Raw genomic sequence first — 24,838 nt, 5'->3', positions numbered from 1 at the left:
TTCGGGAGCGCTCATTTTGTATGATACGGGTGTGGAACTCACGCTTGGAAAGTCTTTATGTACCTAACTCGAATCCATCTTCGCTTCTTCTTGATCCTGCTGGCGCTGTTTTGCCAGTCGCTCCCGGCCCAGGTGCAACCCTGGGAAGGAGAGCCTTTCCAGGCCTCGCCTCAGGAGATCCTGCTGGCCTACAGGCAGTTGAATCCTCCGGCCGATTCCAAGGCCTGGTACCTGCTGCGCTCGTTTTCCACCGCCCTTGACGAAGAAGGCCGCATCACGAGAAGCGAGCACGAGGTTTACGCAGTCCTCGAACAGAGTGCGGTGGACGTCTTCTCGGTCGTGGAGACGGGCTACCAGCCCTGGCACCAGAAGACTCCCACCATCCGGGCACGCGTCATCACTCCCGACGGAGTTGAGAGGCAGCTCGATCCGTCCACCATCGCCGACACCCCGGCTCATGAAAACAGCTCCCAGATCTTCAATGACTCCAGAGTGTTGCGGGCGCCCCTGCCGGGCGTGGCGCCGGGTTCTATCGTGGAAGTCCTGACCGAGGTCGCGGAGTCGCGTCCGGCTTTTGCTCAGGGAACCCAGCGCTCCATCCACCTTCACGCCTACCATCCGGTCAGGCGGGCCCGGGCGGAGATCAGCTATCCCAAACAGGTCCCGCTGCGCTACCGCCTGTATCAGTTTCCCCAGTTGAAAGACGAACGGCAGGAGGGAGAGGACCGCACCCGTCTCCTCTTCGAGGCCGAGAGCCTGGACCCCGTCGAGTATCCCGAACCCTATCTCCCGCCCGAGCACTCCCGCTACCCGGTCATCGTCTTCTCGACGGGCCAATCCTGGCACGATCTGGCCCGCTCCTATCATCAGATCATTGAAAAGCAAATCGCCGACCTGCCGTCCCATTCTTTGCTCGAGCAAGCGGCGGCTTCCGATCAGCGCCAACTGATCGAACAGATCCGCCAGGCCGTCTCCGCCAAGGTCCGTTACACGGGCATCGAGTTCGGAGAGTCCTCCATCGTCCCCTGGACGCCGCGTGAGACCGTGGAACGGCAGTACGGGGACTGCAAGGATCAGGCCACTCTGCTGGTGTCGGAGCTTCGCCGCCACCAGATCCCGGCCTGGGTGGCCTTGCTGCGCACGGGACCGGACTTCGACGTGGTGCCCGAGTTGCCGGGCCTGGGACGTTTCGATCACGCCATCGTCTACGTAGGAGGCGAAGCCGACCTGTGGATCGACCCCACCGACCCCTTTTCCCGCGCTGGACACCTCCCGCCGCCGGACGAAGGGCGCTGGGCCCTGATCGCCTCGCCCGAAAGCGATGACCTGGTGAAGACACCCGCCTCCTCGGGCGACGACAACCGTGAGGAAATCTTCCTCGAATACCATCTCAGCGATCTGGGCAAAGGGCGGGCCAGGGAGGTCACCGTCTACCGCGGCAGCCGGGAAAGTGAAATGCGCCGACTGATGGACGACTACTCGGCCGAGGAAGAGCGCGAGATGCTGGAAAGCTATGGCGAAAGCGCATTCGCTTCCCAGGACCTCAGCTACCAGTTCAGCGACCCGCGCGATTTTTCCCAGCCCTTCCGCCTGCAGCTCGAGATGGCCCAGGCGGGCACTATCGTAACCTCCCGCCAAGACGCGGCGGTGTCGATCGGATTGTCCGAACTTTACGACCATCTCCCCATGAGCTTGAGACGCATCGGAGATGACGAAAAAGAGGAGGGGCGCCAAGACGAGTTGGTTTTGCATCCTCCTGTTTCGGCGGAGGTCCGGATCACCGTCCACATCCCGCCGGGGTTCGAACCGGCTGAACTGCCTGCCACCTTGGATGAGCAATGGGGCGAAGCGGCCTCCTTCCGCCGCTCTTTCAGTCTCGACGGCGAGCAGACGCTGACGGGCCAGGTGGCCTTGCGCCTGCACAAGCGGCGTCTCTCGCCCGAGGACGTGGCCGAGTTCCGTAAGGGCTTCCAGGAGATGGAGGACCAACTGCTCCTGCAATTCCATCAGCGGGGCGAAACGCTGCTGGCGGGAGGAGAAGTTAAAGAAGCCCTGGCCGAGTTTCGGAGCCTGATCGAGGCCCAGCCCGACAACGGGCTCCACCGCGCCCGCGTCGCCAACGCCCTCATCACAGTTGGGCTGGGAGATGCAGCACGCCGCGAAATCGCCGAGGCGGTCGAGCTTTCCCCCGACGTCGCCCACGTTCACGCCATCCGTTCCACCGTCTTCCAGCACGACCTTGTGGGGCGACACATGACGGGACAATTCGATTTGGCACAGGCTCTGGATGGAGCCCGCGAGGCGGCCCGGCTGGCCCCTGACGACGCCAATCTCACCGTCATGGAGCCCATTCTGATGAGCTACAACGAGCAGGGGGTGCAGTTCGGAGAGGGCGTGGACGCCCGGGCTTTTCTAGAGGCGAGCCTGGCCTGGAAAGAAGAGTTCGACAACAGCACTCTCGACGGCAACATCTACATCGGACACCTGATGACGGGCCGCTTTGAAGAGCTGAGAGATCTCCTGGAAGGCGACGATTCGCTGCTTGGTCGATCCTATTGGCTGACGGCGCTGGCCAAGATCGAAGGCGTCCCCGCCGCCGCCGCCAAGGCGCAGCGCGTCCTGCCCAACAGCGAGGAAAGGCAGCAGGTCTTTCACACCGCAGCCAACCGCCTGCTGCTCATACGTTCCTATCCTGAGGCAGCGGAAATGTACCGCATCCTTGCCACCGCCTCGGCGGAGCCGGCAAGCGTGCTGGGCCTGGTACAGGGGTTGCGCCGCACGGAGCGCGGCGAGGACATGGCGCTGCCGCCGCAAGAGCCTGAGTCAGTGATCAAAAAGCTCATCCTGGCCAGCCGCAGAGATCAGCTCGAGCAGGATGTGGCAGCTCAACTGATATCGCCTTCTTCCAGGGAGCTCGAAACAGCCATCAAAGGCACGACTGACACCTTCCGGCAAGTGATCCAGTCGATGGCCAAGCAGATGCAGACGCTGCCCCAGGTTGCAGCCGACTTCGTGGTCTCCTTCGCCCAATTCGCCAGGCGGGGGGATCCCGAGATCGGTTTCCGCCTCCAGAATCTGACGGCAGCTCAGGGCTCACAGGGCACCATCTGCGTCAGCCGCTACCAGGACACCTACATGATCGTGTTGGGAACTGACCCGATCAACGCCATGGGCCGGGAAGCCCTTTACCGCCTCCAACAAGGGGAATTCGAAGTGGCCAAGCAATGGTTGAAGTGGGCCCTGGAGGAGCTCCCCAAAGACTCTAAGGTCCGATCGCTGGTCGAGGATGAGGACGATCTCGACAGGCGTCAGGCCAGAGCCTTGGCCTTGGCCCTCGCGGCCGGAGATCCGCCTCTTCCCTCCGAATGGGTGCTGGAAGGCTTGCAGGAACTGTTGCGTGAAGACGCCTGGACGCCGCAGCAGAGGAACGTCCTGTCGCGATACGCGACGGCGCAGTTGGCGGTGCTCGAGCGCTGGCAGGAAGTTCTCGATTCCTTTTCCGAGGACGCCTACTCGGGAGACGAGGAAGATCAGGGACGCCGGGTCAAAGTGGCGGCTCTGAGGGCTCTGGGCCGCTTTGAAGAGGGTCACGCCCTGATCGAGGAGGCGCTCCAGGCCGATCCCCGCGATGCCGATCTCCTGCGCATCTCCGCCACTCTCTACATGCATGAGGGCAAGTTCGAGGAGGCGCTGCGCATCCACCGTCAGATCATCGAAAGAGGCGATGCCGTGGCCGGCGACTTCAACAACCTGGCCTGGCTCAAGCTGGTGCAGGGAGAGGTGGATCAAGAGGCTTTGAACTGGGGTCAACGAGCGGTCCAGGGCGGCGGAAACTACGCCTCCCTGCACACCTTGGCCTCCCTCTACGCCGACCAGGGTGCGGTCAGCGAGGCTCACAGCCTGCTGCTTCAAGCCCGCGACAAGGATTTTCTCAGGGACCTGGCGCCCAGTGATTGGTTCGTTCTGGGACAGATCGCCGAACACCTCGACCTGCCCCAGGTGGCGCGAGACTACTATTCCAAAGTCGAGCAGGAGGACGAGATTTCGGCCGTTTCGACCTATCGGTTGGCCCAGCGCCGCCTTCAAGCGCTGTCGACGGAATGAGGCTTAGCCGTCGACGGCTTCCTGCCAGGACCTCTCAAGCTGCCGGGAGGTGACCTCGGATGTCACGGCGGCTTTCCCGATGCGGTCGAGAACGACGAAGTGAAGACGTCCCGAAACCCGCTTTTTGTCGCGCTGCATGGCCTCGCGCAAGGTCTTGAAGGAGATGTCGTCGACGGCGGGACGGGGACCGATGCGGTCAACGGTTTCCAGCACGCGGGCGCAGGAGCCTGAGTCGATGCGGCCCAACTCGCGGGAAAGGACGGCAGCGGCTTTGAGGCCGTAACCCACGGCTTCTCCGTGAGTCAGACGCCGGTACTGAGTGGCGGACTCCAGGGCGTGCCCGAAGGTATGGCCCAGGTTGAGGATGCGCCGCAAGTCACCTTCGCGTTCGTCCTGCGAACACACCTCGGCCTTGATCTGGCAGCTTCGGGCAACAGCTTGCTGCAGGGGCTCGCTTTCAAGGGCCAGAAGGGCATCCAGCCGGTCGGCGAAGAAGTCGAAGAAGCCTTGATCGCGGATCAAGCCGTACTTGATGACTTCATAGAGTCCCGAGCGGAGATCGCGCCGGGGCAGGGTCTTCAGCGTGAGCGGATCGATCAGCACCAGACGGGGCTGGTGAAAGGCTCCGATGAGATTCTTGCCCAGGGGATGGTTGACGCCGGTCTTGCCCCCCACCGAACTGTCCACCTGCGCCAGCAGCGTGGTGGGAACGTGCACATAGTCGATTCCGCGCAGATAGCTGGCGGCGGCGAATCCGGCGATGTCGCCGGTCACCCCGCCTCCCATGGCCAGCACCAGCGAGCCCCGGTCGGCCCGCTCTTCGATCAGGCGAGTCCAGATGAGCTGGCAGGTTTCCAGGCTCTTGTGAGTTTCTCCCTCCGGGATGAGAATGGTGCTGAGCTGGAAGCGGTCACTCAATCCTTTCTTCAAGGCCCCTGCGTAGAGTTCCTCGACCCTTGAGTTGGTGACCAGAAACAGGCTTGGCGGCCGGATGCCGGCCCTCTCCAAGGCCTGCCCCGCCTGCTCCAGCAGCCCTTCCCCGATAAGGATGCGGTAGCTGCGCTCTCCCAACTCGACGCCGACTTCGTGCATATCGCGACTCAACCTTTGGCCAGCATCCCTTCCAGGGTGGTGCTGGCGCTGGCGTAGAGCTTCTTGGGAATGCGTCCCGCCTTGAAGGCCAGGCGTCCGGCTTCCACCGCCAGACGCATGGCGCGGGCCATGGAAAGCGGATCCTGGGCGCCGGCAATGCCGGTGTTCATGAGCACTCCGTCGACTCCCAGCTCCATGGCCAGGGTGGCGTCGGAGGCGGTTCCTACTCCCGCGTCCACGATGACGGGTACGCCCGCCTGCTCCAGAATAATGCGGATATTGTTGGGATTCTGGATCCCCATGCCCGACCCGATGGGCGCCCCCAGGGGCATCACCGCCGCCGCTCCCAGGTCTTCCAGCTTGCGGCAAACCACCGGATCGTCGTTGGTGTAGGGGAGCACGACGAAATCTTCCTTGACCAGGATCTCGGTAGCCTTGAGCAACTCTTCGTTGTCGGGGAAGAGCGTCTTTTCGTCGCCGATCACCTCGAGCTTAACCCAGTTGGAGAGTCCCGCCTCGCGTCCCAGCCGGGCATAGCGGACGGCCTCTTCGGCGCTGTAGCAACCGGCGGTGTTGGGCAGAATAAGCATTCTCTCGCGGTCGATGAAGTCGAGCAGCGAACGGCCCGTTCCCATCTTCAGATCGACGCGGCGCACCGCTACCGTCACAACCTGCGATCCGCTGGCCTCATGGGCCCGGCGCATGATTTCAAAATTCTCGTACTTGCCCGTCCCCACGAAGAGACGGGAACTGAACTCGCGTCCCGCGATGATCAATGGATCTTGAGACATCTTCGATGATTCCTCTCCGCCGCCCACAAAATGGACGATCTCCACCACGTCGCCGTCCTTGAGCAGACAGCCTTCCCATTCCCTGCGGCGTACGATGCGGCGGTTGACCTCGGCCGCCACCTGTCCCGGCTGCAAGCCCAATTCCTTGACCAGGCCTTGCAACGTCTTTCCGGCCGGCAGTGCCCGAGGTTCCCCGTTGACTTCGATTTGGATGTGTTGTGCCATGACTTCTCGTCACACCCTTTCACACCCATTGTGCGAAATCGGCGGCCTGCGATTCAACCCCGCACTCTGCTAAGATCGGCCCTGATGGACAAGATCAGCAAACTCCGGCGGTTCATCGAGAAAAAGCCCGAGGACCCTTTTCCGCGCTACGGCCTGGCCATGGAATACAAACGCCTTGAACGCAACGCGGAGGCCATCGAGGCCTTCGGCGACCTGCTCGAGCGCTTTCCGGACTATACCGCGGCCTACTACCACTACGCTGGAACCCTGGTCCGCGCGGGACGGCAAGAAGAGGCCTTGCAGACCTACCGCCGGGGGATGGAAGTCGCCGACGCCAATGGCGATGCCCACGCCAAGGAAGAGCTGGAAGCGGCCATGAACGAGATCGCCGATGAGTAACCGATCACTCCCTCCGGCCCGGCCCCGCCCTGGCTGGAGCCGGCGGACGTTCATGCTAGGATACGGTGTATGGCGCCTGGACCGATCATCAGCAAGAGTGGCCCCCTGCGGCGCCTGGGATACGCCCTGGTGGCCTCGTCCCTCGTGCTTATGCTGGCACTGCCCATGATCCCCTTCATCAAGCGCGAGCGGGTCGGACCTTACGCCTTTTTCGCCATTGTGGGAGGGGCCGGGATGATCGCCGCCAACTGGATGCTGCGCCAGTTGTCCCTGATGCGCCTCAGCGACAAGAAAGCCTACTGCATGAACTGCGGATGGTACGGAGAGGCCGAAGAGGCAGCCCGTTTCGAGGCCTGTCCCGAGTGCGAGAAGACCGATCACTTCCAGATCATGAACCGCTGAGAGATATGAACTACGGCATCGTTCTCGACCTGGCCTTTACCGACCATGCCGTGCCCCCGGGTCATCCCGAGCGTCCCGACCGCATCCGCTCCATCGTCAACTCCCTGCAAAGCTGGCCCCGCCTCGAGGAATTGAAGCGCATCGATCCGCGCCCGGCGCGGGAAGAATGGATCGAGGCGGTGCACGGCGCCAGCCACCTGGCCCGAATCAGCGGGACCCAGGGGCGTTCCCACGTGCAGCTTGATCCCGACACTCACACCGGTCCCCATTCCTACGAAGTGGCCCTGCTGGCGGCGGGCAGCGCGGTCGATTTGACCGAGCGGCTCCTGCAGGGCCGAATCGACTGCGGATTCGTGCTGGCGCGCCCGCCGGGACATCACGCCGAAAGCGCCCGGGCCATGGGATTCTGCCTCTTCAACAACGTTGCCGTGGCGGCTCAATGGGCGCTGCGCCAAGAGGGACTGGAGCGGGTGGCCGTGGTCGATTTCGACGTCCACCACGGTAACGGAACCCAGGAAATCTTCTACTCGCGTTCCGACGTCCTCTACATCTCCACCCATCAACACCCGCTTTACCCCGGGACCGGAGCCTTCCAGGAACGGGGCCGAGGCCAGGGACAGGGCTACACCCTGAACTTCCCCATGCCGGCGGGCTGCGGCAACGATTTCTACCTGAGCCTCTTCGACGACCTGCTCATCCCTCAACTCCTCAACTACCGGCCCGACTTGATCCTGGTTTCAGCCGGCTTCGACGCCCACGCCTCCGATCCGCTGGCCGGAATGAAGGTAGACGAGGCAGGATTCGCCCAGATGTGCGTCCGCCTCAACCAGGCCTCGCGCCGGGCCTGCAAAGGCCGCATCCTCTACTTTTTGGAGGGCGGATACGATCTCCAGGCTTTGGCCTCCAGCGTCCGCGCCAGCATCGGGGCCACCCTGGATGAAAGCGGGCTTTTGGCCGCCGATCCGCCCGAGGGATACGCCGGGTACGCCTCGCGCGCCCGCCGCGAGTTGGGACTCTAGTCCAGTTCGATTTTCGAGTGGCGAAGTGCGAACTAGCGCTCGCCCCACTTCAGTTTGTCTCTGAGGACGTCGAAAAAGGTCTTGTCGCCGGGCTGGAGGAGGTCGATGTGCCTGTGCGAGCGCGTGCACACGATCTCGGCGCCCGGAGTCAGTTCCACACCCACTTGGCCGTCAACGGTCAACATGACGTCATCACCCTCCTTCAGGGTGACGCTGATGGCGCGGTCGGAGGGCGCCACGATGGGACGGTTGGTGAGAGTGTGAGGGCAGATGGGAGTGACGATGAAGGCTTCCAGCTCAGGATAGAGGATAGGGCCGCCTGCCGAGAGCGAGTAGGCGGTCGAGCCGGTGGGGGTGGAGATGATCAGCCCGTCGGCCAGGTACTCGGTGATGGGATCGTCGTCCAGAGCGACGTGCATGCTGATGATGCGTGCCAGGGTCCCTTTGTTGACAACGACGTCGTTGAGGGCGTGATAGACCTTGGGTTCGTCGCCCCCGTTGTTGTAGACAGCGGCGCGCAGCAGAGTGCGCCGATCGAGGTAGTAGTCGCGGGCCAGCACTCTCTCCAGAGCCGGGTAGAGTTCCTCGGGCCGTACGCTGGTGAGGAATCCCAAGGATCCCATGTTGACGCCCAGAATGGGGGTGCCCGAACCGCTCACGCTGCGGGCGGCGGAAAGCATGGTGCCGTCGCCCCCGAAGACCACGATGAAGTCGGACTGCTCGACCAACTGCTCACGAGCGAAGCCTTCAATGTCGTGGAATCCGTAGGCTTCCACCAGGTCGCGGTCGACAAGCGGGGTGCAATGACGATCGCCTAACCAGCCCAGGATGGCTTGCAGACGTTCAGCGAAATCGGTTCGGTGACGTTTGGCGACGATGCCGACTTTCATCGCTTTTTCGTTGTGCCACGGGGGGTCAGACATCGGTTCCAGTGGGGCGCATCTTCTCGAAGAATGCATCCCGGCAATCAGCGGAGCAAAAGTAGAGCTGCTCCCCTTGAGAGCGCGCCGTTATGGCGAGGTTTTGGGCTACGTGCATGCCGCACTGGGGATCGCGGACCATCTTTCCGCTAATGGTGCGGACGCGGTCGGGATCGTGTCGCTTTGCCCGCCCTGAAGCCCGTCGTCGCTTTGAGCGGTTTGCCCGGCCTCCCAGCAACTTGTCCAACACCAGCCGCGCCAAAAGCAAGCCGGCCAGAAAGAGGAGAAGATAGCGAATCAGCGAGGTCATGACTAGGAGCTTCCGTCCTCGGCGCGTCCACGAATACGCTCGATATTCTGGCGTACTTGTTCCAGCCCCGGATAGTCGGGATTAGCTTGAACCAATTTCTCCCAGACGGCCAGGGCCTCCTGATCGCGGCCCATGGATTCCAGGACCACTCCCAGGTTCTGCAGGGTCTGGGGATGGGTGGCGTTGATCTGCAGCGATAGGCGCAGTTGCTGGACGGCCTTTTGGGGCTGGCCCAAGTAATAGTAAGACGTTCCCAAATCGGTTGAGACGTTGACGTTTCCGGGTTCCAGCGCCAACGCTTCCTCGTACCAGGCCGCCGCCTGGTCGAACCGTTTCAGATCGTAGAAGGCATTGCCCATGGCCACCCGCACCTCGGCGTCCTGGGGATTGGCCGCGGCGCGTTCTTGCAGCTTGCGCATCAACTCCATCAACTGCGCCGAAGGATGACCTTCAGGCAAACCGGAGTCCTGCTGGGAACCACCCCTTGCTTGCGTTTCCTGCAGAACGAACTGGTCCTGCAGCGAAACCGCCTGGGCCACCATGAATCCCAGAATAAAGCCGATCGCCGTTCCCACGGCGGCAAAGGCGAACTGCTTGTTTTTCATCGTCAGCATGGTATCATAACGGCCGCTGGAAACGGGATTCCGCGCCCCCTATTCGCTCTCTGCAGGAGAAGGCGAACGCGGACTCTCATGGCTAGATCTGCGGTGAAATGAATATGTACCGAGGACAGGATATCGGTAGCCGCGACAGGCTGATTCAGCGCTGCCTGCAGGCGATCCGCGAACGAAGCGCAGAAGCCCTCAAACAACTGCTCCCCCACATCGCCATCTTCCGCCCGAGCGAATTGAAGGATCCTCTCCAGGAATGGCTCAAGACGGGAACTCTTCGTCACAAAGAGGTGGCCGCAATAGCACTGGGCAGCCTGGAGGATCCCTCTGTGATCGGCCCCCTGCGCCAGTCTCTGGAGTCGGAGGATCGACGCAGGGGACGCGGCTACGAGGCTTTTCTGGCGGCGGTCATACTGGCTCTGGGCGAAGTGGGACACGGAGACGCCGTACCGGTTCTGCTGGAGTTGTACCGCTGCGAACACGACCGGCATCTGCAGGTGCAGCGGCGCCAGCTTGTTCTGCTGGCCTTGGGAAGCTTGGCCCACCAGGGCAGCAAGAGAGCCGAAACGGAACTGCATGAACTGCTGGAGAAGGGCGACGACCTGGAACGCATCGACGCCCTGCAGGAACTGGCCGGCGCCTATTGGAGCCGGCCTCAAGAGGTCCCCAAAGCCTTTATCGAACAACTGGGCCGCTTGGCCGACCGCTTCCCGGAAGAGGAAGAGATCGGTAAAGCCGCCTTGATCGCTTTGCAGGGTTTGGCCGAGGTCGGCTGCAAGCAAGCCGAAGAGTACTTCGGCGCCCAGACCGCCTGAAGCTTGGGGCCGCGTCAGCCTATCCCAGCGATTCCAGAATGGCCTTGGCCGTCGCCGCGTCCGGGGAATCGGGCTCCAATTCGATGTACTTCTTGAGGTACTGCTTGCACTCGTCCATCTTGCCCAGGTTCAAAAGCACGAGACCCAACTGATAGTTGGCCTGAGGATGATCGGGATTGTGTTGAATGGCCTGCTGCAGCGCTTCGGCGGCTTCGGCGTTCTGCCCGGAATTGATGAAGCCCACCGCCATGTTGTAGTAGCTGTCGGCGGCAGCCGTGGGATCGCTGGCGGCAGCCAGTCCAGCAGCCTTCTCGTATTGGGCTTTGGCTTTGTCGGACTGGCCCATCCTGGCGTAAACACCGCCGAGATTCTGGTGAAAGGTAGCCTCGCCGGGCTTGAGCGCGATGGCCTTTTCGTAGGCCTTGACCGCCTCTTCGTATTCTTCCAGACGAGCGTGCGTCTGCCCCAGGTTGCCCCACACGTTGGGTTCGTCGGGAGCGGACTCGGCCGCCACCAGGAACTGCTCCTTGGCCGACTCGTAATCGCCCGCGTTAAAAGCGTCGATTCCGCCTTGGAAGGCGTTGCTCAGCTTCTCCGCACGCTCCTTGGCCTTTTCCCGTTCTTCTTTGATCCTGGCGATTTCTTCCTCGGTCATGTCGAAGCTCATCTGGCGCTGGGCACCCTTGTCCATGGTGATCTCAACGCCTTCGCCTCCCCGGTCCAGCTTGGGGCGGACGCCTTGAACGAAACCGCCCGTGTAGCCCTCCTTGGTAGCGATGATTCGGTAGATGCCCTGGAGATTGACGCCGATGTGAATGAACTCGCCCTTGTCGTTGGTCTTGATCTTGTATTCGCGGTTGACGTCCATCCCCTGAATGCGTACTTCAGCGTCGGGAATGCCGTTGCCCTCACTATCCATGACCTTGCCCTTGATGATGCCGCTCTGAGCCTGCAAAGCGCCGAAGAACAGGGGCGCAAGCATCAGGACCAGTACTGCTGCGATGCCTTTAGCTTTCATCTTGCTCACCCTTCCAACCCATGAAACTCTAGTCAAATTCCGCCCCGGCCGCGACTCGTTTTCCGAGGCTTGCACTATGTCTATGATGAAATTCGTCGGCAGAAGTTTTCAAGATCTGCAATGTTATCCGTGAGGGGGCATTTTGGCAAGCTTTCCAGAAAGGTCCGGCCATAGCGCCGAGTGCGCAAGCGGGAATCGAAAACCGCCAGGATACCGCGGTCGAGGCGGGAGCGGATAAGCCTTCCCAGACCCTGTTTGAGGGTGATGACGGCCTGGGGGACGCTGTAGCTGTTGAAAGGGTCGAGGCCCTCTTCCTTGAGGTAATTGAGGCGGGCCGCCACCACCGGCTCGCTGGGGACCTGAAAAGGCAGCTTGTCGATCAGCACCGCCCGCAGCGCATCTCCCCTCACGTCAACTCCCTGCCAGAAGCTGGTGGTGGCAAAGAGCACGGCGCCGGAAGTCTGCTTGAAACGCTCGAGAAGCAGGGTCTTGGGCGCCTCGCCCTGCTTGAAGCAGGGGAAGGGCAGCTCGTCCGCCAGCAGGCCGTGGAGCCGGTTCATCTGCTGGAAGCTGGTGAAGAGCAGGAAAGCCGCGCCGCCGGTAGCCCGCAAAATACGCTCGGCCTCCTCAGCCAGCCGCTCGGCATAACGGGGAGAACGCGGCTCGGGAAAGGCTTGGGGGACGTAGAGCATGGCCTGGCTTGGGTAGTCGAATTCGCTGGGGACCTGCAACTCGGCGGGATCGGGAACGCCCAGGCGGGAGCGGATGAAGTCGAAACTGTGGTCGACGGCCAGAGTGGCCGAAGTGAGCACCGCGCTGTCCACCTTCTGGAAGAGGTGTTGCTGCAGCAGCGAGGCGATGCGGATGGGCGTGCATCCGATGTAGATTCCGCGTCCGCGCCGCTCGAACCAGTAGACGAACTCCGAACTGCGTTCTTCGAAGATGGTGGAAAGCGCCTCCATCATCTGGTCGATGCGCCGCAGCAAGGCGGCCCCCTCGTCGGGCTGCTGGGGCAAGGCCGTGAGGCGGTTGCCCAGCATCAGCAGGGCCTCGTAGAAGTCCCTGAAGGGCTCGGCCAGCGGCTCCCGCAGATCGACCTGTCCCAGGCGCCGGTCGTGAAAGAAGTTGAGGCTGTGACGGCCTTCCTGGGCGGGAAGCGCGGCCAAGAGATTGAGCCCCTTGTCCACGGCGCGCTGGATGCGTTTCACCTCCCGGGGACGGCGCCCGAAGACGGCCAGCAGGTCGCGTCCCAGTTCCTGCACCTGAAAACTGCTGAGGCGGCGCCCGAAATGATCGGCGGCAATGTCTTCCAATTCGTGAGCTTCATCCAGGATGACGGTGCCGAAATCGGGAAGGATCTGGCCGATCTCGTCGCTTTGCAGAGCCACGTTGGCAAAGAAGAGGGCGTGGTTGACGACGATGAGATCAGACTCCAGGGCCTTCTGGCGCATGCGGGTGACGAAGCAGTCTTCGAAGTGGCTGCATTTGCTGCCGATACAAGTCTCGCTGCGGGCGTCCAGCGCCTTCCACAGGGGATCGTCGTCGCCCAGCCAGTCCAGTTCGGCGCGGTCCCCCGTCTGGCTGCGCCCGGCCCATTCGTTGAGCAGGGCCCGCAGGCGCTTGCCGGCCTTGAGCAGCGATCCCTGGCGCGACCACTCGCCCAGTTTCTTCAGGCACAGGTAATTGGCGCGCCCCTTCATGCAGCAGGCGGCCAGATCAGGAGCCAGATGTTCGCGGATGAAAGGAATATCCTTGAAGAAGACCTGTTCTTGCAGGTTCTTGGTGGCCGTCGAGACCACCACGCGCTTTTGACTGAAAAGAGCCGGAATAAGATAGGCCAGAGTCTTTCCGGTGCCGGTGCCCGCCTCGACGCAGAGATGGTTGCGGTAGCGGATGGCGTCAAGCACCGCCTGGGCCATCTTCAGTTGGCCGGGACGATACTCGTAGTCGGGCAGACGCGACTCGAGAAGGCCGCCGGGGGCGAAGATCTCGTGCAGAGACACGTCTTCGATCGGCACTTTAGCCGACACTGGATTGCAAGGCCTCCAGGCGCTGTCTGTAGAGCGGGAAATCGGCCGTGAAGCGGCGGATCTCCTCGCGCACCCGGCCGTGCACCGACGCATCGTCGATGTTGTCCAGGACGCGGGCGATCCAGGCGCCCACTTTCTCCATTTCGGCTTCCTTCATGCCCCGGGTGGTGAGGGCCGGCGTGCCTATGCGGACTCCGCTGGCCACCAGAGGGGGATTGGTGTCAAAGGGGATCCCGTTCTTATTGACGGTAATGCCGGCGGCTTCAAGGGTCTCCTCGGCCTGCTTGCCGGTAATGCCCTTGCCGAAGACGTCGACCAGGAAGAGATGGTTGTCGGTGCCGCCGGAAACGATGCGGTAGCCGCATCCAGAGAGGGTCCGGGCCAGGGCGCGGGCGTTTCTGACCACCTGACGCTGGTATTCCCTGAACTCCTCGCCGGCCGCTTGCTTGAAACACACGGCCTTGGCGGCGATGACGTGAACCAGGGGACCTCCCTGAATGCCCGGCATAACGATCTTGTCGATCTGCTTGGCATGCTCCTGCTTGCACAGAATGAGTCCGCTGCGGGGGCCCCGCAGAGTCTTGTGGGTGGTGGTGGTGACGAAGTCGCTGTGCGGGACGGGCGAAGGATGGACCCCGGCCGCCACTAGCCCGGCGATGTGGGCGATGTCGCACATCAGGTAGGCGCCCACCTCCCTGGCTACCTCTCCGAAGCGCTGGAAATCGATGACGCGGGAATAGGCGCTGGCCCCGGCGATGATCAGCCGAGGCTTCTCGCGGCGGGCGATCTCCTCCAACTCGTCATAGTCGAGCAGTTCATCGTCCTGGCCCACGCCGTAGGCGCTCACCCGGTAGAGCTTGCCGGAAAAATTGAGGGGATGACCGTGGGTCAAGTGCCCGCCGTGAGAAAGGTTCATGCCCAGAATCTTGTCGCCAGGCTGGAGCATGGCCATGCACACCGCCAGATTGGCCGAACTGCCGCAGTGCGGCTGAACGTTGGCGTGCTCGGCGCCGAAGAGTTCCTTGGCCCGATCACGGGCCAGATTCTCCACCACGTCGACATACTCGCAACCGCCGTAGTAGCGGCGTCCGGGATAGCCCTCGGCATACTTGTTGGTAAAGACCGACCCGGTGGCCTGCAACACCGCCTCGCTGGTGAAGTTCTCAGAGGCGATCAACTCCAGAGTTTCACCCTGGCGGCGCGTTTCGTTGGCGATGGCCTGGGCGATCTCCGGATCAACCTGTTTCAAGGCTCGATTCATAGCCGTCCTCCTGCCACCGATCTTATCGGAACCCCGCCGCCAGGGTCAACGCGGCAGGCGAGCCAAAACAACGAACCTGAGGGCCTTGACAGAGGCATTATAATACGCCGTATGAAAAGCGCGCAGGCGTCCGCCACTTTAACTCTGGGACAGTTCGAGCAGGAGGTGCTGATGGCAGTCTATCGCCGGGCCGGCGACGCCTATTCGGTCACCGTCAAGGAGGAGCTGCGCGAACTGGTGGGCAAAAACCCGGCGCTGGGGACCATTTCGGTCACGCTCTCGCGCCTGGAAAAGCGCGGACTGCTGGCCTCGCGTCTGGAAGACGGCAGCCAACAGCGACTCGGACGCCCGCGGCGGCTCTTCCGTCTCACGTCGCTGGGAGCACGGGCCCTCAACCAGGTCCATCAGCTTCACCAGCGGCTGTGGGACGGCATCGAACAAGTCGGCCTCAAGGGCCGTGGGGAGAAAGCTTGAAGGGCCGTCCGCCGTCAAGCAGGTCTTCCCCGCGCCTGGGCCCCTTTCTGCTGGCCAGGGCGGTCCCGGCGATCCGGCGACTTTTGCGGCCGTCTCGCTGCTCCCCGCAGCGGTGGCATTGCTGGCGGCTTACCTTCCGGCCCGCCGCGCCTCCCCGGCTCGATCCCATCCGTACTGCGCAGCGAATGAGAGGCCGACCCGGCCCGGCTCCTGCTATACTGAGCGACTTCGAATCTGCCAAGAGGAGTCATCATGAGCCGCCGGCGCCTACTGATCACCAGCGCACTGCCCTACGCCAACGGAGACATCCATCTGGGATATCTGCTGGAGGCGGTGCAGACCGACATCTACGCCCGCTTCCAACGCATGCTGGGCAACGACGCCGTCTACGTCTGCGCCTCCGACGCCCACGGATCGCCAATCGAACTCAAGGCGCGCGAGCTGGGCAAAAAGCCCTCTCAGATCGCCGCCCACTACCAGCGCCGACATTTCAGCGATCTGAAGGACTTCAACATCAGTTTCGACGCCTATCACACCACCGACTCCGAGGAAACGCGCCGTCACCTCTACGCCATCTACGAGGAGGCCAAGAGCAAAGGGCTGATCTACAAAAAGGACGTAGAGGGCCTTTATTCGCCTGAGGATGAGCGCTTCCTGCCCGACCGCTGGGTGCGCGGGACCTGCCCGGTGTGCAAGTCGGAAGACCAGTACGGCGATTCCTGCGAGAAGTGCAACAGCACCTATCGCCCCACCGACCTCATCGATCCCCGCTCGGCCATCAGCGGCGGACGGGTGGAGACGCGCACTTCCGAGCATGTCTTTTATAAGCTCTCCCAGACTCAAGACTTCCTGGAGGAGTGGGTCAACCGTCCTGAAAGCATGCCCTCGACTACTCGTGCCTTCGTGCGCGAGTGGCTTCAGGAAGGGCTCAACGACTGGGACATCAGCCGCGACGCCCCCTATTTCGGCTTTTCCATCCCAGGCGAGGATGACAAGTATTTCTACGTGTGGCTGGACGCTCCCGTGGGCTACATCGGCGCTACCGAAGTCTACGCCTCCAAGGCGGGGCGCTCTGCCGACGAGTTCTGGAAGGACGACAGCTCGCAGGTCGTCCACGTGATCGGCAAGGACATCGTCTACTTCCATTGCCTGTTCTGGCCTTCGGTGCTCAAGACGGGCGGCTACACTGTTCCTCACCGCGTGCAGGTGCACGGATTCCTGACCGTCAACGGGCAGAAGATGAGCAAGAGCCGGGGGACCTTCATCAACGCCCGGGTCTACTTGAACCATCTCGATCCGGAGTACTTGCGCTTCTTCTTGGCCAGCAAGCTGCGCCCCGAGCCCAGCGACCTCGACTTGAACATCGGAAGCTGGGAAGACCCCTCCGACCCGGAATCGCTGGACGCCTCCAAGTCTGAACTGGCCGAGCGGGTCAACTCGGAGTTCGTCAACAACCTGGCAAACTTCTCCAGCCGGGTCATCCAGTTCCTCAACAAGCGCCTCGACAGCCGTCTGGGGCCGCTGCCTGAGGAAGCGGCGGAGGCTTGCCGGCGTTTGCAGCAGCATTTCAAGCCCAAGATCGGCGAGGCTTACGAACGATTCGACTCGGCGGCGGCCCTGCGCCTGATCAACGAACTGGCCCTGGAGGCCAACCGCTACTTCCAGGAGCAGGCTCCCTGGAAGCTGATCAAAGAAGATGAAGAAAAAGCCCGCGCCGTCTGCACCATGGGAGCCAACTACGTCAAGGCTCTGACGGGATTCCTCAAGCCGGTGGTGCCCGTCTACGCCGAGAAGGTGGAAAAGGCTTTGGACATCGGCCCCATCGGCTGGGAAGACATCGCCTACGACTTGAGCGAGCGCAAGGTGGGGACTTTCGAGACCCTGGTCACCCGCATCGATCCCGAGGCCGTCAAGGCCATGGTCCTGGAAAGCCGCGAGCGCGCCCGGGCTTCCGACGGCGGGGCGGACGGCGAGAGCGAAGATAGAAAGGCCCTCGACCCTCCTCTCAAGCCCGAGATCACCATCGACGACTTCCTGAAAATCGATCTGAGGGTGGCCCGGGTGCTCAAAGCCGAGCAGGTGGAAGGCGCCGACAAACTCCTCAGGCTGACCATCGACGTGGGAGAGTCCGAGCCGCGCGCCATCTTCGCCGGCATCAAGAAGCACTACCAGCCCGCCCAACTGGAAGGCAGGCGCATCATCGTGGTGGCCAACCTCAGGCCTCGCAAGATGCGTTTCGGCCTCAGCCAGGGCATGCTCCTGGCCGCCAGCGACGGCGACGACGTCCTGCTGTTGGGAGTCGACGACGATGCATCCGCGGGCAGCAGCGTGGGCTGAATATGAAGCCGCTACCTTCGCCTGCTGCTGCGGCGGAGGCAACTACCACGAGTGGCTCTAGGGCCACTAGGTGGCCAACAAGTTCACACACGGGTCAAGTTTCAGCGACCGCGCTGAAGGGCTAATTGCTCTCGGCGGTATGAGGCTGCTCGCTACATCCTTGCCGCGGCCCGCCCAGCTAGCGGGAGGGCCGCCCCACCAATTGGCTTTCCAGTCTGGGGGCTTGTTCTTTCAGCGCCGGGTGAAGTAAGCTGGAAAGCCATGCTCGCCTGGATTCCCGTATCTCTGCGCACGCTGACGGCCGTGGCGCTGCCGCTGGCCGGGGCCTTCCTCTTGCTGATGGCTTCTCATGAGGAGCGCCCGCTTTGGGAGTCGGCCGACGGGGGCTACGTGGGCCGTCAGGAATGCGCCCGCTGCCATAAGAGCAACGGAAGCGACCACTTCGCCAGCAACCACGCTAAGACCTGGCGTCCGGCCTCGGCTCTGGACGAGGTTTCCACCCTGCCCCAGAGCACCACGGAAGGCCCCCTCCGCTACCGCGTGGAAAAGCGCCAGGGGCGCTGGCATTTCGTGACGCAACTGCCGGGACGCCCCGCCCAGGCGGTTCCCGTCCATTCCGTGGTGGGCGGCGAGCGCTTCGGGCTCAGCCTGATCCTGCTGGCCAGTGAAATCGAGGGCCGGGCTCTGCCCCGTCCCACCCTGGTGGAAGCCCGCTACATGCTGGAAGCGGGCACCTGGCGCCTCAAGAAGTCGCCCGGACTCTTCGCGGGGCAACCCAGCAGCTACGACGCGGCCCTGGGACGAGTCCTCAACCGCGACTTCGCCGAGAAGTGCCTCAACTGCCACACCGGTCCCGTGACCCCCGAACTGGCCCGCCAGGGGGGGCCCCATCCCGTCTTCGGAGACGTGGGCGTGACCTGCGAGCGCTGCCACGGGCCAGGGCAGGCCCACGTGGAGGCCGCCGAGGCCAAGGCCGCCGACCTCGAGATCCTGCATCCCGGCAAGCTCTCCAACCCCAAGCTGATGGAGCTCTGCTCGCAGTGCCACAACGGCTTCTTTTCGCTGGTGCAGCCGCGTCCCGAAGACGTGCTCATCTCCAACCAAGTGACCGCCCTGGCCAACTCCGACTGCTACATCCAAAGCAACGCCGGACTCAGTTGCCTGGACTGCCACAATCCTCATGAGAACGCCGCCAAAGGAGATCCCATCTACGTAAGGACCTGCCTGCGCTGCCACACCCAGGCCCGGCCCGAGGCCGTCTTGTGCCCCGTCAATTCCAGCGACGGATGCATCGGATGCCACATGCCCGAAGACGTCCAGCAAGACAACTTCCATCTCACCGATCACTGGATCCGGGTGGTCCGGCGATGAGGCCCGCGGCTCCGGCAAGGCGACGCTTGGCAATGGCCGCGGCGCTGGCGGCAATCCTTCTCGCGCCCGTCCTGACCGGCCTGCCGCTGGAGGCCGTACCCCTGGAGGACCTGAAGAGAGTCTATCTGCGAATGCTGGTGGCCGATTCCCCCGCCGTGGTTGAGGAGGCCCTGCAACTGTTGCAGCAGGGGCAGCCCTTCAGCCAAGTGGCCCGCCGTCTTTCCAGCGACGCCACCGCTGCCGAGGGCGGTTATCTGGGGGCCATGAGACTGGCCCAGATGAACGAGACCTTCCGCCGCCACGCCCAGGACCTGGAGCCCGGATCGCACAGCCGGCCCTTCCGCCTGGGTCGCGAGACCATCATCCTCTACCGCATGCCCGAAGGCTTCCGCGACCAAGCCATCGAACTGAGCGAAGAGGCTGATGCGAAAATGGAGGAGGGCCGCCTGGAAGAAGCCATCGAGACCTATCGCCAGGCCATCGAACTCAATCCCGAGTTCATCCACGGCTACTTCAAGCTGGGCGTTGCACTGGGCAAGGCGGGCCGGCCGCGGGAAGAGATCGACAGCTACCTGAAGGCCATCGAGATCGAACCCCAGTATCACCAGGCCTACTACAATCTGGGGGCCGCGCTGCAGGGGCTGGGCGAGCACCGGGCCGCCATCTCCGCCTTCCAGCGAGCTCTCCAGGTCGATCCCAACCGAGCCTATTGCTACGTCAACATGTCGGGCGCCTACCAGGCCCTCGGGGAGTTTCCGCAGGCCATCCAGGCGGCCCGACAAGCCATTGACATAAATCCGCTGCTGCCCGTGGCGCACTTTAACCTGGGGGTGGCCTACGGCCAGCGAGAGCCGGCCAAGGCTCTGGAAGCCTTCCAAATGGCGGCCACGCTCGATCCCGGCAATCCCCGCTTCCTGCACTCCCAGGCCATCGCCCTGGCCCACCTGGGGCGCCTCGAGGAAGCCCGCACCATCCTGCAGGATCTGCTGCGCCGGAATCCCTCCATGGAGGCGGCGCGCAGCGCCTTGCAGGAACTCGATTCCCTGGGCCGGCAGGCGCAGCGGGAGGAACCAGCCGAGGCTCCCGCGCAAGCCCCCGAGTCCGCCGAAACGTTGGCGGAGAGGGCCCGCAATGCCCTGCTGGAAGGGGATTTCCAGAGCGCGCTCGACTACTACGACCGGGCCGTGCGCATCAATCCCGCCTCCCGCGAGCTTCAGTTCCAGCGGGCCTGGACGCTGGTGGCGCTGGGCAAGGTGCTGCAGGGCCAAGGCCAATGGGAAAACGCCTGGAAAGCCTGGGAAAGGTCCCTTCAGCATTATGCCGATTTCGTTCCCGCCCTGACGGCCATGGCCCACGCCTCCACCGTGCAGGGACGCTTTACCCTGGCCGATGAATTGCTGGCACGGGCCCGGCGGCTGGAACCCGACAACCCTGAAATCGCCATTCTGGCCTCCCGCCTGGCCTATGAGCGCCGGGACCTGGAGGAATCGTTTCAGCACTTGCAGGCCATCGACCTGGCTTCCCTGCAGGGACCGCAGCAACTCAAGCTGCTGGAACAGCTCCTCTACCTGGACCTGGACGAACAAGCGCTGGCCCTCTTTCGCTCGCTGCGGCTGCCGGCCCCGCAAATGCTGGAGGCCGTCAATCACCTGGTCAAGTTCAGCCTCTTCGAGGAAGCCGAGAAATGGCTGAAAGCCAATCCGTCGCCCTACGGGCAAGCGCTGCTGGGCAAGCTCTACTCGGAGCAACTGCGCTTCCAGGAAGCCGAGGCCGTGCTCTCCGCGCTGGCCGCCGCGGATCCTCAAGCCTGGTCGGCCCACTACTTCCTGGGCCAGGTCCACCTCAACGCCGGTCGAGCGGCGGAGGCTATTGAAAGCTTCAAAAGAGCGCTCAAGCTGCAGCCCGACAACGTCAACGTCCTGCTGCTGCTGGGGCAGGCCGCCGCCCAAGCCGGCCAAATCGCCGAGTCCAAGCAATGGCTGCGGCGGGGGCTGGAGCTTTCGCCCGACTCCTACCAATTGCACTTCGAGATGGGCTCCCTGCTGCTCGAGGAGGGAGACACCCAAGCAGCCGAAGCGCATCTGCTCAAAGTGCTGCAATCAGAGCCCGACCACATCCGCACCCACTACCTGATGGGCCGGCTCTGCCAACAAAAGGGCCAGCCCCTCCAGGCCCGCGAGTACCTGCAGCGCTTCGAGGACTTGAAAAAGCAACTGGACGCGGGCCGCCAGAGGCTCTTGGACCAACAAAACGCCCTCAAAGGACGCAAACTGATCCCATGAGAGCCCCCCTTGCCGCGATTTTACTGCTCGGGGCGGCCATGGCGCTCCCCCATTTCCGGATCCAACCCGCCGACGTCCAGGACGCTCTGCGTTTGGTGCGCGAGAAGCAGTTCAGCCAGGCCGAAGAGATCTTTCTTCGCTTGCAGGAGGAAGGCCGTCTGGAGAAGCAGCACCTGGAGGAGGCCGCAGAGGCTTCGCGCCAACTCAGTCACTGGGAACGGGTCATCGGATTTTATCAGGCCTTTCCGCTCGACATCCCGCAGCGCGTGAAACTCTACGAGGCCTACCTGCGGGCCGGGCGCCAGGAGGAGGCGCGCCGCCAGTTGCTGGACCTGCGCCGCGACCGCCCGTCCGACGAGCGCTTCGTTCACCTGCTGGCCTTTCTCCACTTGAACCGGGGCCAGGCTCAAGAGGCGTCCGCCATCTACCGGGAATTCCTGCAAGAGAACCCGCAGGCTTTCCAGAGCCACATCAACCGCGCCTTGGTCCTCTTCAGCCTGCAACGCACCGACGAAGCCCTGAAGCATCTCGAGGTCGCCTTTGCGCATGGCGGGCAGGAGGCCAACCTCTACTTCTACCGTCAACTTGCCGGCAACATGCAGGGCATGGAAGAACCGCAACTCGCCCAACTGGCAGAGGACGTGCGTCAGGCCTCGGGATTGCCTCCTCTGGGCGCGCGCGGGCATCTTTTGCTGGCCCGCGAATTCAGCCGCCTCAACAGGTATCCGCCAGCCATCGAGGGCTACCGGCGCTACCTGCAGGAGCACCCTCAGGACAACGAGGTGCGCCTCGATCTGGCCCGGCTGCACTTTCTCCAAGGCGACAGCGGCCAAGCTCTGCAGATTTTGCAGCCGCTGATCCGTCAGGAGGGCACGGAGGGAAACAAGGCCCGCCTCTTCGCCGCCGAGTTGGCCGTCAAGGAAGAAGACTACCAAGCCGCCGCGGCTCACCTCCAGTCGCTGCCTTCAGAGTTTCGCGAGCGGGGCCTCTACCTGTACCTCTCGGCCCGGGTGGCGATGAACCGGGGCGAGATCGATCAGGCCCGCGACCTGCTGGAGTCGGTCACCCGCCGCCATCCCGAGATCACCGAGGCCTTTCTGCACCTGGGCCGGCTCTACATGCGCCAGGGCCGACGCGAGGAAGGACGGCGTCTTCTGCAAGAGTTCCAACGCCGCAAACCCTGACCGCCGGCGTTGAAACGATTCGCCTGAAGGGCGATTCAGCTCCAGAATGTCCGATTTTTTGGACGCACCGGGCAGAATGCATCCAATTTTCTGGATAAAATGATATGCCATGCACCCTCAGCAAGTAGCTAAAAGAGCCCGCAAACACTGGCAAACCTGATCTTCCCGGAAGTCCCTTGGCAAAGGTGGTACGAGAATTGCTGAAAGAGCGCCATCGTTCTCAGTTAGGGTCTAAAGAGCATGACCCAGTGCTTTGGGACGTTGCTCGCTAACTTCGCTAGGGTTGCTTTGAACGTTCAAGGTGGGTTTCCTTCTCGGGGTGCGCGGCAGCGGTTTTCTACCGCCCGGCCCCAGGCTTGCCCTCCAGAACGCCTAGTCTGCCTCAATTCGTTTCATCCAATTTCAGGAGGTTCGATGAAGAAGTCTCTTGTGCTTCTGTGTTTGTTTCTGGTGGGACTGATCGGCTCCACGGCCTTGGCCCAGACTCCCACGGGCACCGTTGACGGTACGGTGCGCGACGAGTCGGGCGCCGTGATTCCGGGCGCCGAGATCCTGCTCACCAACAAGCAGACCAACGCCAAGCGGACGGCCATCACCGATGACGAGGGCCGCTTCCGCATCACCAACGTGCCTTCGGGCCAATACCACTGCGAAGCCAAGCTGACCGGCTTCAAAACGACCAGCGCCGAGTTCAAGCTGGACGTGGCCGGACTGCAGACGCTCAACTTCAACATGCAAGTCGGAGACATTACCGAAACCGTCGAAGTCTCCGGAGCCGTGCAGAAGGTCAACACCGAGGAAGGCACGCTTTCCAGCGTGGTCAGCGGCCGCCAGGTGGAGGACCTTCCCCTCAACGGACGCAACGTCTTCCAACTGGCCCTGCTGCAGCCCGGCGTCACCGCCGGCATCAACGACGGCATCGGCGGCCAGTCCGACATCAACGCCAGCGGCAACCGCACCCGCGGCAACAACTTCTCGCTGGACGGGGTTTCCAACAACGATCCCATCACCGGCGGAGCCACCTCGGTTACGCCCAACCTCGACTCGGTTCAGGAGTTCCGCATCCAGAACAACAACTTCTCGGCCGAGTTCGGACGCAACAACGGCGCCGTGGTCAATGTGGTCACCAAGTCGGGGACCAACGAGTTCCATGGCACCGCCTACTGGTTCCACCGCAACAATTCCATCGACGCCCGCGAATACTTCGACGGCGAAGACACGGCGCCCTTGCGCCAGCACCAGGCCGGATTCACCATCGGCGGACCGGTGATCAGGGACAAGACCTTTTTCTTCGGCGCCTTCGAAGGCATCCGCACCTTCTCGGGCGAGTCCACCCAGGGCCGCTTCGAGACGCCCGAGCTGCGCCAACTGGTGCAGCAGCAGGCGCCCAATTCGCTGGCCGCCCAATTCTTCCAGGCCTTTCCCGGCCCCACGCCGACTGCTGACTTCGATGACGTGGGATCGATTTCGGGCGACTTTCAGGCGGCGGGCCCCTTGGATGGCATTCCGGATGTGGGAACGGCCAACTTCTTCTCACCCAACGATGCCAGGAGCTACCAGTACAACGTGCGCCTCGATCACGAGGTGACCGACAACAACAAGCTCTTCTTCCGCTATATCTGGCAGACCTCGGAGACGCCTTCCAACAACATCCGCGCGGCGGAGTTGGGCAACGACTTCGACGGCCATTTCGCCAACGGCGTGATTTCCGACACCCACATCTTCTCCCCCACCGTGGTCAACGAGATCCGCTACGGCTACAACCGCACACGAACCGACTTCAACACGCCCCGTTTCGACATCACCGACTTCAACATCTTCAACTTCGCGGGCGGCGACGGCATTACGGGCTTCGGTGCCTACGGCGGAACGCCTCAGTTTTTCACGGCCGAGGAATACCACCTGGTCGACGTGGTCTCCATCAACGTGGGCGATCACGGCATCAAGACCGGCTTCGAGTACCGCTGGAACCAGGACGACAGCGACTTCCAGTTCCTGACCCGCGGCTACGTAGCCTTCGCCGGCGTGTTCGACTTCATCTCCGAACTGCCTTCCGAGGTTTCGGCCCGCGTCGATCCGCGGGTGGAAGGCCAACTGCCGCTGGTGGGAACGCCTCACAACTTCCGCCAGAGCGAGTGGGCTTTCTTCATCCAGGACGACTGGAAGGTGTCGGACCGCCTGACCCTCAACCTG

The 24,838-nt window shown here is 62.9% G+C and carries 19 protein-coding genes and 1 pseudogene; 11 read left to right on the top strand and 9 right to left on the bottom strand.

What is annotated here, in order from left to right; all coding sequences use genetic code 11:
• The first annotated feature begins 57 nt into the window (after positions 1–57).
• Positions 58–4,104 carry a DUF3857 domain-containing protein gene (locus VLU25_20915; protein ID HSR70404.1) on the top strand — a complete coding sequence of 1,349 codons (4,047 nt, stop codon included), beginning with the start codon at positions 58–60 and terminating at the stop codon, positions 4,102–4,104.
• A gap of 3 nt (positions 4,105–4,107) precedes the next feature.
• Here VLU25_20915 and aroB read toward each other — a convergent pair whose 3' ends face one another.
• The 3 genes and pseudogenes from aroB to thiS all read right to left on the bottom strand — a co-directional run bounded on the left by aroB (position 4,108) and on the right by thiS (position 6,212).
• On the bottom strand, positions 4,108–5,196 hold the full coding sequence (aroB, locus tag VLU25_20910; protein HSR70403.1) for a 3-dehydroquinate synthase: 1,089 nt from the start codon (positions 5,194–5,196) through the stop codon (positions 4,108–4,110).
• A gap of 8 nt (positions 5,197–5,204) precedes the next feature.
• A complete protein-coding gene (locus VLU25_20905) occupies positions 5,205–5,987 on the bottom strand; it encodes a thiazole synthase (GenBank protein HSR70402.1) in 783 nt (260 codons plus the stop codon).
• Positions 5,988–6,014: 27 nt separating this feature from the next.
• Positions 6,015–6,212 (bottom strand): annotated as a pseudogene (thiS, locus tag VLU25_20900) (sulfur carrier protein ThiS).
• Positions 6,213–6,296: 84 nt separating this feature from the next.
• Here thiS and VLU25_20895 point away from each other — a divergent pair.
• The 3 genes from VLU25_20895 to VLU25_20885 all read left to right on the top strand — a co-directional run bounded on the left by VLU25_20895 (position 6,297) and on the right by VLU25_20885 (position 8,032).
• Complete coding sequence (locus VLU25_20895) at positions 6,297–6,611, top strand: tetratricopeptide repeat protein (protein HSR70401.1); 315 nt, start codon at positions 6,297–6,299, stop codon at positions 6,609–6,611.
• 69 nt (positions 6,612–6,680) lie between these two features.
• Positions 6,681–7,013, top strand: coding sequence for a hypothetical protein (locus tag VLU25_20890; protein ID HSR70400.1), 333 nt, complete (start codon positions 6,681–6,683; stop codon positions 7,011–7,013).
• Between the two features lie 5 nt (positions 7,014–7,018).
• Complete coding sequence (locus tag VLU25_20885; GenBank protein ID HSR70399.1) at positions 7,019–8,032, top strand: histone deacetylase; 1,014 nt, start codon at positions 7,019–7,021, stop codon at positions 8,030–8,032.
• 32 nt (positions 8,033–8,064) lie between these two features.
• On the opposite strand, the gene VLU25_20880 is transcribed toward VLU25_20885, so the two are convergent.
• From VLU25_20880 to VLU25_20870, 3 genes are read right to left on the bottom strand one after another with little or no spacing between them, the layout of a single operon-like run.
• Positions 8,065–8,922, bottom strand: a complete 858-nt coding sequence (locus VLU25_20880) for an NAD(+)/NADH kinase (protein HSR70398.1) — start codon at positions 8,920–8,922, stop codon at positions 8,065–8,067.
• A gap of 25 nt (positions 8,923–8,947) precedes the next feature.
• The gene (locus tag VLU25_20875) at positions 8,948–9,262 is read right to left on the bottom strand and encodes a hypothetical protein (GenBank protein ID HSR70397.1); all 315 of its coding nucleotides are present in this window, start codon (positions 9,260–9,262) and stop codon (positions 8,948–8,950) included.
• Between the two features lie 2 nt (positions 9,263–9,264).
• Positions 9,265–9,876, bottom strand: a complete 612-nt coding sequence (locus tag VLU25_20870) for a tetratricopeptide repeat protein (GenBank protein HSR70396.1) — start codon at positions 9,874–9,876, stop codon at positions 9,265–9,267.
• A 104-nt stretch (positions 9,877–9,980) separates the two neighbouring features.
• Between VLU25_20870 and VLU25_20865 the strand changes: the two genes are divergently transcribed.
• Positions 9,981–10,688 carry a HEAT repeat domain-containing protein gene (locus VLU25_20865; protein ID HSR70395.1) on the top strand — a complete coding sequence of 236 codons (708 nt, stop codon included), beginning with the start codon at positions 9,981–9,983 and terminating at the stop codon, positions 10,686–10,688.
• A 19-nt stretch (positions 10,689–10,707) separates the two neighbouring features.
• Here VLU25_20865 and VLU25_20860 read toward each other — a convergent pair whose 3' ends face one another.
• The 3 genes from VLU25_20860 to glyA form a co-directional block, all read right to left on the bottom strand.
• Complete coding sequence (locus tag VLU25_20860; protein HSR70394.1) at positions 10,708–11,706, bottom strand: tetratricopeptide repeat protein; 999 nt, start codon at positions 11,704–11,706, stop codon at positions 10,708–10,710.
• An 80-nt stretch (positions 11,707–11,786) separates the two neighbouring features.
• Positions 11,787–13,736, bottom strand: a complete 1,950-nt coding sequence (locus VLU25_20855; protein HSR70393.1) for an ATP-dependent DNA helicase — start codon at positions 13,734–13,736, stop codon at positions 11,787–11,789.
• Positions 13,726–14,997 (bottom strand): serine hydroxymethyltransferase, encoded by a 1,272-nt coding sequence (glyA, locus tag VLU25_20850; protein ID HSR70392.1) that lies wholly within the window; start codon positions 14,995–14,997, stop codon positions 13,726–13,728. The genes VLU25_20855 and glyA overlap by 11 nt, the downstream gene beginning before the upstream one ends.
• A 111-nt stretch (positions 14,998–15,108) precedes the next feature.
• On the opposite strand from glyA, the gene VLU25_20845 reads away from it, so the two are divergent.
• From VLU25_20845 to VLU25_20820, 6 genes are all read left to right on the top strand, one after another.
• The gene (locus VLU25_20845) at positions 15,109–15,471 is read left to right on the top strand and encodes a PadR family transcriptional regulator (protein ID HSR70391.1); all 363 of its coding nucleotides are present in this window, start codon (positions 15,109–15,111) and stop codon (positions 15,469–15,471) included.
• A gap of 252 nt (positions 15,472–15,723) precedes the next feature.
• Positions 15,724–17,808: a methionine--tRNA ligase gene (metG, locus tag VLU25_20840; protein HSR70390.1), complete on the top strand. Its 2,085-nt coding sequence runs from the start codon at positions 15,724–15,726 to the stop codon at positions 17,806–17,808.
• Positions 17,809–18,069: 261 nt separating this feature from the next.
• Entirely contained in the window at positions 18,070–19,179 is a 1,110-nt protein-coding gene (locus tag VLU25_20835; GenBank protein ID HSR70389.1) for a multiheme c-type cytochrome, read from the top strand.
• Between the two features lie 32 nt (positions 19,180–19,211).
• Complete coding sequence (locus VLU25_20830; GenBank protein ID HSR70388.1) at positions 19,212–21,461, top strand: tetratricopeptide repeat protein; 2,250 nt, start codon at positions 19,212–19,214, stop codon at positions 21,459–21,461.
• Positions 21,458–22,645, top strand: coding sequence for a tetratricopeptide repeat protein (locus VLU25_20825; protein ID HSR70387.1), 1,188 nt, complete (start codon positions 21,458–21,460; stop codon positions 22,643–22,645). Before VLU25_20830 ends, VLU25_20825 begins: the two co-directional genes overlap by 4 nt.
• Positions 22,646–23,059: 414 nt before the next feature.
• The coding region (locus tag VLU25_20820) for a carboxypeptidase regulatory-like domain-containing protein (GenBank protein ID HSR70386.1) at positions 23,060–24,838 on the top strand (1,779 nt) is incomplete at its 3' end.

It is taken from the genome of Acidobacteriota bacterium (assembly GCA_035471785.1).
Lineage (GTDB): Bacteria > Acidobacteriota > UBA6911 > RPQK01 > DATIPO01 > JANQFM01.
The sequence above is the reverse complement of the archived record's forward strand: the minus strand, read 5'-3'. Positions and strand labels throughout refer to the sequence as shown.